General features: G+C 60.4%; 9 protein-coding genes and 6 tRNA genes. 14 read left to right on the top strand and 1 reads right to left on the bottom strand.

The window, feature by feature from the left end; all coding sequences use genetic code 11:
• Window positions 1-33: 33 nt before the first annotated feature.
• The 14 genes from yajC (at window position 34) to ACYVDM_RS23980 (ending at window position 10,238) form a co-directional block, all read left to right on the top strand.
• Complete coding sequence (yajC, locus tag ACYVDM_RS24045; protein WP_415792707.1) at window positions 34-378, top strand: preprotein translocase subunit YajC; 345 nt, start codon at window positions 34-36, stop codon at window positions 376-378.
• A gap of 66 nt (window positions 379-444) precedes the next feature.
• Window positions 445-2,325 carry a preprotein translocase subunit SecD gene (gene secD / locus ACYVDM_RS24040; protein WP_460475481.1) on the top strand — a complete coding sequence of 627 codons (1,881 nt, stop codon included), beginning with the start codon at window positions 445-447 and terminating at the stop codon, window positions 2,323-2,325.
• Between the two features lie 26 nt (window positions 2,326-2,351).
• The gene (secF, locus tag ACYVDM_RS24035) at window positions 2,352-3,284 is read left to right on the top strand and encodes a protein translocase subunit SecF (RefSeq protein WP_415792708.1); all 933 of its coding nucleotides are present in this window, start codon (window positions 2,352-2,354) and stop codon (window positions 3,282-3,284) included.
• A gap of 332 nt (window positions 3,285-3,616) precedes the next feature.
• Complete coding sequence (miaB, locus tag ACYVDM_RS24030; RefSeq protein WP_415792709.1) at window positions 3,617-5,116, top strand: tRNA (N6-isopentenyl adenosine(37)-C2)-methylthiotransferase MiaB; 1,500 nt, start codon at window positions 3,617-3,619, stop codon at window positions 5,114-5,116.
• Window positions 5,113-6,135, top strand: coding sequence for a PhoH family protein (locus ACYVDM_RS24025; RefSeq protein WP_415792710.1), 1,023 nt, complete (start codon window positions 5,113-5,115; stop codon window positions 6,133-6,135). Before miaB ends, ACYVDM_RS24025 begins: the two co-directional genes overlap by 4 nt.
• Window positions 6,125-6,607, top strand: a complete 483-nt coding sequence (gene ybeY / locus ACYVDM_RS24020) for an rRNA maturation RNase YbeY (protein ID WP_415792711.1) — start codon at window positions 6,125-6,127, stop codon at window positions 6,605-6,607. Before ACYVDM_RS24025 ends, ybeY begins: the two co-directional genes overlap by 11 nt.
• Before the next feature lie 105 nt (window positions 6,608-6,712).
• Window positions 6,713-7,618 (top strand): HlyC/CorC family transporter, encoded by a 906-nt coding sequence (locus tag ACYVDM_RS24015; RefSeq protein ID WP_415792713.1) that lies wholly within the window; start codon window positions 6,713-6,715, stop codon window positions 7,616-7,618.
• Window positions 7,615-9,258, top strand: coding sequence for an apolipoprotein N-acyltransferase (lnt, locus tag ACYVDM_RS24010; protein WP_415792714.1), 1,644 nt, complete (start codon window positions 7,615-7,617; stop codon window positions 9,256-9,258). The genes ACYVDM_RS24015 and lnt overlap by 4 nt, the downstream gene beginning before the upstream one ends.
• 161 nt (window positions 9,259-9,419) lie before the next feature.
• Window positions 9,420-9,495 (top strand) — tRNA-Ala (locus ACYVDM_RS24005).
• 33 nt (window positions 9,496-9,528) lie between these two features.
• Window positions 9,529-9,604, top strand: a tRNA-Glu gene (locus tag ACYVDM_RS24000).
• Between the two features lie 39 nt (window positions 9,605-9,643).
• Window positions 9,644-9,720, top strand: a tRNA-Asp gene (locus ACYVDM_RS23995).
• Between the two features lie 217 nt (window positions 9,721-9,937).
• Window positions 9,938-10,013 (top strand) — tRNA-Ala (locus tag ACYVDM_RS23990).
• A 33-nt stretch (window positions 10,014-10,046) separates the two neighbouring features.
• Window positions 10,047-10,122, top strand: a tRNA-Glu gene (locus ACYVDM_RS23985).
• Between the two features lie 39 nt (window positions 10,123-10,161).
• Window positions 10,162-10,238 (top strand) — tRNA-Asp (locus ACYVDM_RS23980).
• A gap of 236 nt (window positions 10,239-10,474) precedes the next feature.
• On the opposite strand, the gene ACYVDM_RS23975 is transcribed toward ACYVDM_RS23980, so the two are convergent.
• On the bottom strand, window positions 10,475-11,500 hold the full coding sequence (locus ACYVDM_RS23975) for an RpnC/YadD family protein (RefSeq protein ID WP_415792715.1): 1,026 nt from the start codon (window positions 11,498-11,500) through the stop codon (window positions 10,475-10,477).
• Between the last annotated feature and the right edge of the window lie 106 nt (window positions 11,501-11,606).

Genomic DNA, 11,606 nt, shown 5'->3' with positions numbered 1-11,606 from the left:
CTCGACCCGAACTATTCATTCAGGAGATTTTCCATGTCCGTTATCGACACCGCCAGCATTGTTCTGGCCCAGGCTGCGCCCGAGGGAGGCAGCGCGCTGATGGGTATGCTACCCATCGTGCTGATGTTTGTGATCCTCTATTTCCTGATGATCCGTCCGCAGATGAAGCGCCAAAAAGAACACCGTAATCTGGTGGCCAATCTCGCCAAAGGCGACGAAATCCTGACGTCCGGCGGCATACTGGGCAAAGTTTCCAAGGTCACTGATACCTACATCACCGTCGAAGTCTCCGAACTGGCCGACAAGCCCGTCGAAGTGCAAATGCAGAAAACTGCAGTCTCGACCGTGCTGCCCAAGGGAACCATCAAGGCCCTGTAAGCGTCTTACCTGACCCTCTTTACCCAAAGAGGGTTTTTTCCGTTATTTCGCATGAACTAGCTGCCAATGAACCGCTATCCCCTCTGGAAGTACATCACGGTGCTGGTCGCGGTCATTATTGGCCTGCTTTATACCCTGCCCAATTTCTACGGCGAGTCTCCTGCCGTGCAGGTATCCAGCGCCAAAGCCACGATCAAAGTCGACCAGGCCATGCTCGGCCGCGTCGAACAAATTCTGACGGCGGCCAACGTCCCCGCCTCAAGCCTGTACTACGAGCAAAACGGCACGCTGGGCACCATCCGTGCCCGCTTCCCGTCCACCGACGTGCAACTACAAGCACGCGATCTACTTGAAAGATCCCTGAACACCACGCCGGGCGACCCGCAGTACACCGTCGCGCTGAACCTGCTGCCCGCTTCGCCTCCCTGGATGCGCGCCCTGGGCTGGTTCGAGCCCAAGCCCATGTACCTGGGCCTGGACTTGCGCGGTGGCGTGCACTTCCTGCTGCAAGTCGATATGCAGGGCGCCCTGCAGGCCCGCTATGATTCATTGGCAGCGGACGTCCGGACCACGCTGCGCGACGAAAAAGCCCCCAGCCAGGGCGTCGAACGCGCCGGCTCATCGGTCGTCGCCACCTTTAGCAACGCCGACGACCGTGACCGCGCCCAAAGCATCCTGCGCAGCCGACTGCCCGACCTGGAGTTCACCACCGGCGAAGACGGCAACCGCGCGACGCTGACCGGCATGCTCAGCCCCGCCGCGGTCACCCGCGTCCAGGACTCTGCCCTCAAGCAAAACATCAACACGCTTCACAATCGTATTAACGAGTTGGGCGTCGCCGAGCCGGTGATTCAACAACAGGGCACCGATCGCATCGTGGTCCAGTTGCCTGGCGTCCAGGATGTCGCCAAGGCCAAGGAACTCCTCGGCCGTACCGCGACGCTGGAAATCCGTCTGGTGGACGACTCTCCCGCAGCGCAAACTGCCCTGGCCGGCGGTACGGTGCCCTTCGGACTCGAACGCTACACCGAGCGCGATGGACGTCCGCTGCTGGTTCGCCGCCAGGTCGTCCTGACCGGCGAAAATCTGCAAGACGCTCAACCCGGCCGCGACTCGCAAACTCAGCAAGCCGCCGTTCACCTGACGCTCGATGGCAAGGGCGCCCGTATTTTCCGCGACGTCACCCGCGACAACGTCGGCAAGCGCATGGCGATCCTGCTGTTCGAAAACGGCAAAGGCGAAGTCGTCACGGCGCCGGTCATCCGCAGCGAGATCGCGGGTGGCCAAGTGCAAATTTCGGGCAGCATGAGCGCCGAAGAGGCGGCCGATACTGCGCTACTGCTGCGCGCCGGCGCCCTGGCCGCGCCCATGTCTATCATCGAAGAGCGCACCATCGGGCCGAGTCTGGGTGCCGACAACATTTCCAAGGGTTTCCATTCCACGCTGTACGGCTTCCTGGCCATCGTGGTGTTCATCGTCCTGTACTACCATTTGTTCGGGGTGTTCTCGGCCATCGGCCTGACGATGAACGTGCTGCTGTTGCTGGCGCTGCTCTCGATGCTGCAAGCCACGCTCACGCTACCCGGGATCGCCGCTATCGCACTCACCCTGGGTATGGCCATCGACTCGAACGTGCTGATCAACGAACGGATCCGCGAAGAGCTGCGCAATGGTGCTTCGCCGCAACAGGCCATTCATCAGGGCTTCGAACGCGCCTGGGGCACGATTCTGGACTCGAACCTGACCACCCTGATCGTGGGCCTGGCGCTACTGGCGTTCGGCTCCGGCCCCATTCGCGGCTTTGCCGTGGTGCACTGCCTGGGTATTTTGACCTCGATGTTCTCGTCAGTCGTCGGCGTGCGTGCACTGGCCAACCTGTGGTATGGCCGCAAGAAAAAGCTCGCCAGTCTGTCCATCGGCACCATCTGGAAACCCAAGGCAAACTGACCTAACAAGCATAAGCAAGGCGAAACATGGAATTTTTCCGTATCCACCGCACCATCCCGTTCATGCGCCACGCGCTGGTGCTGAACATCATCAGCCTGGTCACGTTCCTGGCGGCGGTGGTCTTCATCATTCTTCGCGGCTTTCACCTGTCGATCGAGTTCACGGGCGGCACGGTCATGGAGGTCAATTACGCGCAAACCGCGCAATTGGACAGCGTGCGTACTGCCGTATCGGGACTCGGTTATACCGACTTTCAGGTACAAAACTTCGGCACCTCGCGCGACATCATGATCCGCTTGCCTCTGACCGAGGGTCAGACCTCGGCCACGCAAAGCGAATCCGTGATGACCGCCCTGACAGCTGCCGATCCCTCGGCGAATCTGCGCCGCGTCGAATTCGTCGGACCCCAAGTCGGCCAAGAGCTGCTGCATAACGGGCTGATGGCGTTGCTGGTCGTGGTAGTGGGCATCATGGTTTACCTGGGGATCCGCTTCGAATGGAAGTTCGCGGTCGCCGGGGTGTTGGCCAACCTGCACGACGTGGTCATCATTCTGGGCTTTTTTGCCTTCTTTCAGTGGGAGTTCTCGTTGTCGGTACTGGCCGGGGTATTGGCGGTCCTGGGGTACTCGGTCAACGAATCCGTGGTGATCATGGACCGTATCCGTGAAAACTTCCGCAAGTACCGCAAAGCGGACGTCCAAGAAGTCATCAACAGCGCCATCACGCAAACCATCTCGCGGACCATCATTACCCACGGCTCCACGCAAATGATGGTGCTGGCCATGCTGTTCTTCGGCGGCCCCTCGCTGCACTACTTCGCATTGGCACTGACCATCGGCATCTGGTTCGGTATTTACTCGTCGGTCTTCGTGGCCGCCGCGCTCGCCATGTGGCTGGGTGTCAAGCGCGAAGACCTCATCAAGCCAGTCAAAAAAGAAGGCGACCCAGAGATCGTCTGATCACCACAAGCTGGCCTCAAAAAAAACCGGGCGTCTGAGTTTTCTCAGACGCCCGGTTTTTTGCCGCTGGGCCGCCCCAAGGCAAAAACGCCCCCCCGGGGGGCAGCAAGCCGAAGGCGCAGCGTGGGGGTATTCATTGCCGCTGGGCCGCCCCAAGGCAAAAACGCCCCCCGGAGGCAGCAAGCCGAAGGCGCAGCGTGGGGGTATTCATTGCCGCTGGGCCGCCCCAAGGCGAAAACACAGTCCCTCAAGACCGAAATACCCGCACGCGTTAAAATCCACGTTTTCCTTCCCTTCTGCCCCCGGGATCTACACCCGTCACGGCGCATATCATGCAAGAAACTTCTCTCAAACGCGCTGGCGCCGCTGCGACGCCGGCCACGACCTCCGCCTCCCAGCCCGTTGCGCCCCAATCTGACAAAACGGCCACGACCGGCGTGCGCAAGCTCTACATCCGCACCTTTGGCTGTCAGATGAACGAGTATGACTCGGACAAGATGATCGACGTGCTGCGTGGCGACCAGGGCCTGGAAATCACCCCTAACCCCGAAGACGCCGACGTCATCCTTTTCAACACCTGTTCGGTGCGGGAAAAAGCCCAGGAAAAAGTGTTCTCGGACCTGGGTCGCGTACAACACCTGAAAAAGCTCAACCCGAATCTCGTGATCGGTGTAGGGGGCTGCGTGGCCAGCCAGGAAGGCGAAGCCATCGTCAAGCGCGCGCCCTACGTCGACGTCGTTTTCGGCCCGCAAACGCTGCACCGCCTGCCCGATCTCATCAGCCGCCGCCGTGCATCGGGCCGTTCGCAGGTCGACATCAGTTTTCCCGAGATCGAGAAATTCGACGCCATGCCCCCGCCCCGCGTCGACGGCGCCACGGCGTTCGTCTCCATCATGGAAGGCTGCAGCAAATACTGCAGCTTCTGCGTCGTGCCGTATACGCGCGGCGCCGAAGTCTCGCGTCCGTTTGACGACGTGCTGGTCGAAGTCGCTGACTTGGCCGACCAGGGCGTCAAAGAAGTCACCCTGCTGGGCCAGAACGTCAACGCCTATCTAGGCACCATGGGCGACACCGGCGAAATCGCCGACTTTGCCATGTTGCTGGAATACGTACATGAAATTCCAGGCATCGAACGCATTCGCTACACCACGTCGCACCCCAAGGAAATGACCCAACGGATGGTGGATGCCTACGCGCGCCTGCCCAAGCTGGTGTCGTTCCTGCACTTGCCTGTCCAAGCCGGCAGCGACCGCGTGCTCGCCGCCATGAAGCGCGGCTACACCACGCTGGAATTCAAATCCGTCGTGCGGCGCCTGCGCGCGGCGCGCCCCGGCCTGACCTTGTCCTCGGACTTTATCGTGGGCTTCCCCGGCGAAACTGAAGAGGATTTCCAAAAAACACTCAAGCTGATCGAAGAGGTAGGTTTTGATACCTCGTTCTCGTTTGTCTACTCGCGCCGTCCGGGCACGCCCGCGGCCGACTTGACCGACGACACCCCGCAAGACGTCAAGCTGCGTCGCCTGCAACAACTTCAGGCACTGATCAATCAGCAGGCGGCCGAGATTGCCAAATCGATGGTGGGCACGCGTCAGCGTCTACTGGTCGAAAGCCCGTCGCGACGCGACCCCAACGACATGATGGGCCGCACTGAAAACAACCGTATCGTCAACTTCCCTGCCCCGACCCGATTGATCGGGCAGATGGTGGACGTGATCATTACCGACGCCTATCCCAACTCGCTGCGTGCCCGCGTGGCCGACGTCGATGTCGATGGCGCGGAATTTGATGCTCCCACCGCCGTATTGCAAGACTCCACACAAGGCAACGAATGACCGCAGCTCGCAGCCGCACCCGCCGCACGATGCCCACCATCGTCAATCTGGAGGGCGACAACACCCACCTGGCCAATCTCTGTGGCCCGCTGGACGAAAACCTGCGTCAGTTGGCCGACGGCATGGAGGTGAGCCTGGGTCGTCGTGGCAGTCGTGTCACCATCGAAGGCGAACGCGCCGATCTGGCGGGTCGCGCCTTGCTGCGCTTTCATGATCAGGCCGTGCACCGCCCGCTGTCCGTCGACGACATTCAGCTCGGTCTGGTCGAGATGGGCGTGGGACGCAATGATTCTCCCCCCGCCGATCCGCGCGCCATTGATACCCAAGCGATCCCCACGGCCGGCGACGATGAGGGCATTACCCTGCGCACACGGCGCAACGATTTGCGCCCGCGTACCCCACGCCAGCGCGAATACCTCGAAAATATCCTCAAGCACGACATTACATTCGGCGTCGGCCCGGCGGGCACAGGCAAGACCTGGTTAGCGGTAGCCTGCGCCATCGATGCCATGGAGCGCGACTCGGTACAACGCCTGGTATTGACCCGTCCTGCCGTCGAGGCGGGCGAGCGTTTGGGCTTTTTGCCCGGCGATCTGGCGCAAAAGGTCGACCCCTATCTGCGTCCACTCTATGACGCCCTGTACGACTTGATGGGCTTTGACAAAGTCCAGCGCCTGTTCGAAAAACAGACCATCGAAATCGCCCCCTTGGCCTACATGCGCGGCCGTACGCTGAATCACGCCTTTGTGATCCTGGACGAGGCGCAAAACACCACGCCCGAACAGATGAAGATGTTCCTGACCCGCATTGGCTTTGGCAGCAAGGCCGTGATTACGGGCGACCCCTCGCAGGTCGACCTGCCCCGCGGTCAGCAAAGCGGCCTGGCGCATGCGGTTGGCGTCCTCGAAGACGTTCAGGGCATCGCAACCACCCGTTTCACGAGCCGCGACGTGGTGCGTCATCCGCTGGTCGCCCGTATTGTCGACGCCTATGACAAAGCCGCCGAAGATGAAGCCTGAGCCCTCGCCGCCCGAACTTTCCCTGGCGGTGCAGTACGGCGTTGCCGAACCCCGCCTGCCGCGCTGGCGACTGCGTCGCTGGGCGCGGCGCGCACTCGATGCCGCGGCACAAGACGGCCTGGTGGATTGCACGCGTGCCGAATTCAGCCTGCGCTTAGTCGGGCAAGCCGAGGGTCGTAAACTCAATCGCGCGTATCGCGAACGCGACTACGCCACCAATGTTCTCACCTTTGAATACGGCACGGATCCACTGGGCACCGCCCGCGGGGATATCGTCATCTGCATTCCCGTATTGGTGCGCGAAGCCCGCGAGCAAGGCAAGACCCTGCTCGACCATGCGGCCCATTTGACCATCCACGGCGTGCTGCACGCGCTAGGCTACGACCACCTCAAAGCGCGCGACGCACGTCGCATGGAAACCCTGGAAACGGCCGTCCTGGCCGACATGCGCATCGCCGACCCGTACGCTTGAGGGCCCCGCCGCGCGGTGAAATGCCCCGCTCTCCGACTGACTCGTAACAAATTCGCAGCCGATATTCGGTTATGCTGATTGTTCTCTAACTTGTCCGCTAGGACGATGTCCGACCCTTACCCTACTACCGAGGCGACTGCCACGCGCACGCCCAAACCCACCAAATCCCTGCTGGACCGCATTCTGGCCCTTGTACGGCGCGAGCCCGAAGACCGCGAAGGTATCAAAGCCGTGCTTGATGCCGCCCACGACCGCGACCTGCTGGACGTCGAGGCGTACGGCATGATCAAGGGCGCACTCTCCGTCTCCGAACGTACCGTCTCCGACATCATGGTGCCGCGCTCGCGCATGGATTTGCTCGATGTGTCGTTGCCCTTGCCGCAGCAGCTCGCGTTCATCATCGACACGGCACACTCTCGCTTTCCCGTCTACGAAGACGACCGCGACAACATCATTGGCATCTTGCTGGCCAAAGATCTGCTGCGCGGCATGCTAGAGCCCGATATTGAACTGCGCTCTCTGATCCGCCCCGCGGTTTTCATCCCCGAAGCCAAACGCTTGAACGTGCTGCTGCGCGAGTTTCGCGCCAGCCACAATCACCTGGCCATCGTCATTGACGAGCACGGCGGCATCTCGGGTCTGGTCAGCATGGAAGACGTGCTCGAACAAATCGTTGGCGACATCGAAGACGAATTCGACGACAACGACGAACAGAGCATCTTCCCCGAAAACGAAAACGAATGGCGCCTGATGGCGACGACTGAAATCAGCCATTTCAATGAAGCCTTTGCCACCGATTTGCCCGACGACGAATACGACAGTGTCGGCGGGTGGCTGGGTGGCCAGTTGGGGCGTATTCCCCGTCGCGGCGACAGCGCATCGCATCGCGACCTGACCATCGAAGTCATACGGGCCGATGCACGGCGCGCACTCTGGCTGCGCGCCAAGCGCACCCCTGACACTAACGCCGATACCGATACCGCAGCAGACGCGGGCCCATCCGCCTCATGAGGTTCGGCCGTACCCTGCCCTGGGCAACGCTGGGCCTGGTGCTCGCGGGCGCCGTCCACGCGCTGAGCTTCGCGCCGGGTCCACTGCCCGCTTGGGCTTTGGCCCTGGTACAGATCCTCGCATTAGCCTGCGTCGCACATGCAACGCTGCGCGCGCCCGGCCTGGGCCGGGCATTTTGGCGCGGCTGGCTGTTCAACTTTGCGAGTTACTCGCTGGGTCTCTCCTGGATTTTCGTCAGCCTTCATTACTACGGCGGCCTCGCAGCCCCCTTGGCCGTGGCCGGCGTCCTGGCGCTATCGGCCTTCCTGGCGCTCTATCCCGCTGCTGCCTGCGTACTGGCGCGCTGGTTGTGCCCTCCCGCGACCGATGGCGAACCCAATCCATCGCCCGCCCGGCGCATGTTGATCACGGCGCTGGCCTGGGCGGCCGCCTGGGCGCTGTTCGAATGGTTGCGCGCTACCTTGCTCACCGGATTTCCCTGGCTGAATATCGGCTACGCCCACGTCGATAGTCCATTGGCCGGCTGGGCACCCGTGCTGGGCGTCCACGGCATCGCCCTGCTGTCGGCCTTTGCCGCCGCCGCGCTGGCCGGCCTATGGCAGGCCATGCGCGCACCCGGCGGGCTGGGCAAACAGGCCAACGCACGCCGCAATCTAGCCTGCGCACTGGCGCTGTTGCTGGTCATCGCAGGCTGGCCACTACGCAGCATCTCCTGGTCACAGCCCAGCGGCCAGCCGCTACAGGTCCGCTTGATACAGGGCAATGTCGAGCAATCACAAAAATTCGATCCCAAGTTATTGGAGTTCGGCATACGCCGCCACTTGGAATTGGCCGCCCTGCCCGCGCCGCCCGCCGATCTGATCATCCTGCCCGAAACCGTCTTACCCATCTTTCAAGACAAGCTAGATCCCGTCGTTTGGACAGCCTGGCGCAACCTCGCGGCACGCAACGCCGCCACCATCGCCATGGGCGTCCCCCTGCGCACGCAGGGCAGCGACGGCAACGACAGTTATACCAACAGCGTCATCGGCTTTAACGCCGAGACCCCGCTGGAACAACTACGGCTAGGCACCACGGCACAACGCTACGACAAACACCACCTCGTCCCCTGGGGCGAGTACGTGCCTCCGGGCTTTCGCTGGTTCGTCGACATGCTCAGCATCCCGCTAGGCGATTTCGATCGCGGCGAACAACGGCAAACGCCCTTTCACGTGAAGGACCAGTACGTCGCCTTCAACATCTGCTACGAAGACCTGTTCGGCATCGAGCTCCTGCCCGCCCTGCGGCCCGGCGCCAACGGTGAGCCTGGCGCCACGATTCTGGTCAATGTCAGCAATCTGGGCTGGTTCGGCGACACCTGGGCACTGCGTCAGCACCTGCAAATCGGCCGCTTGCGCACCCAGGAAACCGCCCGTCCCATGCTGGCCGCGACCAACACCGGGATCACCGCCGCCATCGATGCCAAGGGCCGCGTCGCCGCCCAATTGCCGGCCCTCCAGGCAGGCATCCTTCCCGTCTCCGTGCAGGGCATGACAGGCCTGACCCCCTACGCCCGTTTCGGCGACAAACCAGTACTCGTCATCATTGCCCTGCTGCTCATTGCGGCAGCGGCACTAGGGCGTAAAAAAGGCAGGCGCTAGACCTGTCGGGAGGAAACATGGACGTTGCACCAACATTTTCCGCCGTCGACTTGCACGTCGAAAAAAACTCGTGCATAATCTCGTTTCTTCGCCAACGGCACTAAAAAACTGGCAACGACGGGCATAAAACACCGGAAATTGCGAGCTTGTTTTAGGGAAACGGGGGTATAGCTCAGCTGGGAGAGCGCTTGCATGGCATGCAAGAGGTCAGCGGTTCGATCCCGCTTACCTCCACCAGTCGATAGCGAAGTTGCAGTACAGCAGGTCCAAGTCCCCTTCGTCTAGAGGCCTAGGACATCACCCTTTCACGGTGAGTACAGGGGTTCGAATCCCCTAGGGGACGCCAGCTTTTTTAGTTGGCAGTAGTAAGGTAATAAACCGCTGCGGAGCGGTAGTTCAGTTGGTTAGAATACCGGCCTGTCACGCCGGGGGTCGCGGGTTCGAGTCCCGTCCGCTCCGCCAAAGAATTCCAAAGGTCAGCGCTTATTATCGCTGGCCTTTTCAGTTTTCAGCGCACAATTTAAAAAATCGCTGGTTTATGCATTAATTTCCACAGTCGCCACACACGCGACAAAAAATGGTGCATAATTCGGCCCCGTTCGCTAAACGATATACGGAAACCGTGTCGGCAAAACAGGTCACGTTGACCCGAGTTGCAGACCACAGTGACAGGACGTTTGGGGGTATAGCTCAGCTGGGAGAGCGCTTGCATGGCATGCAAGAGGTCAGCGGTTCGATCCCGCTTACCTCCACCAGTCGATAGCGAAGTTGCAGTACAGCAGATCCAAGTCCCCTTCGTCTAGAGGCCTAGGACATCACCCTTTCACGGTGAGTACAGGGGTTCGAATCCCCTAGGGGACGCCAGCTTTTTTAGTTGGCAGTAGTAAGGTAATAAACCGCTGCGGAGCGGTAGTTCAGTTGGTTAGAATACCGGCCTGTCACGCCGGGGGTCGCGGGTTCGAGTCCCGTCCGCTCCGCCAAAGAATTCGATCAAAAAAGCGCTTACGAAAAGTAAGCGCTTTTTTTGTTCAAATTTATATGCAAGTCAAGCAAGTCTGTCTCTCGCATTTTCCTGCAAACGCCCGGCTTGTCGGCATCCATAAGGTGCCGCAAACGGGCTTGGCTACGAGAAGAGCTAGCCATGATGTCCTTGATGCTTTACGGTGCGCCTATATGCGATGGCATCCAAACCACCACCAAACGACGTAATCTCGACTCAGGCAAACACGTCTTCGAGACGTTCAGCTTGCAGAATACGCAGTGCCCACTGGTTCAGCGTGACTTCATCAGCCTCGACGATGCGAGCGTGCGCCCAATCCGGCAGCATGCCAAATTTACTGGTGATTTGCGTCGTCAGCAATTCGGCAGCGCCTGTAATTTTGCCTTTCTGCAGGCCTTGTTCTCGACCTTGTTCTCGACCTTGTTCCAGACCTTCTTCCAAGCCCTCAGCGCGTTCGCGCTTGAGCCGCACGCGCTCGATACTGGTCACGTAAGTCATCTGGTGTTCCTCTTCGATTTGAATGACGGCGGCTTCGAATACGGGTTCTAGGTCATCTGGCAGATACAGCATGGCATCAATGACCCGAAATAGCGTACGCCTATTATCGCGCGTGAATCCCCATTGTTCCAAATGCCGAACGAGCTCGATCTTGCGTGCCAGACGGTCGGGGCCAAGGCGCAGCGCGCTGGCCTCCAGTTGGACGAGCACGATCACCGCAAAGGGGTTGCACGGAGCGAGTTTCTGCAGCTCGACCATGCGCGGGCGCCAACCTTCCAGCCAGATGACCGGAAAGGTAAAACACAAACCACAGTCCTCGTCCTGATAAGCGTAAGACATCAGGTTTGATACCCGCTCGGCGCTATCCTCATCCCGGCTGCCGCCTTGTCCGGTGAGCACGGCCAGGTTGAGCAGCCGATCACCAGGATATTTCGATTTCAGCCGAATGTGATAATCAAACATACGTGCCGAAAACGTCGAATCGCATCGCGTTTGAATCTCGACGTGAATCAACAGCATCTTGTCCTGGCCGTCCAGCATGCGCACGGAAACCAACTTATCGACATGCCGACGCCCACGCGCGGTGCTGCGCATAAGCGCCTGCAGCTCCTTGTCCATGAACTTCGGCGGATATGCCCAGTCGATATGGGCGTGCGTGTCTGGGCGCAGCATCTGCATGAATTCGGGGAAATACGCAGACAATGTGTCTTTCCAGGCACTATCGTAGTCCGGGCGTTGGGCCATAAAGCATTTCGTGAGGGCTGTTAAGCGAGCCCTCTACTATCGGCCCAAGAGCGAACGGACGTCAGTGCCAGTGAATACTTACGTCCATGCGCAGTTGCCGCAATGC

It is taken from the genome of Bordetella tumulicola (assembly GCF_054779135.1).
This window is presented reverse-complemented; position numbering and strand designations above follow the sequence as displayed.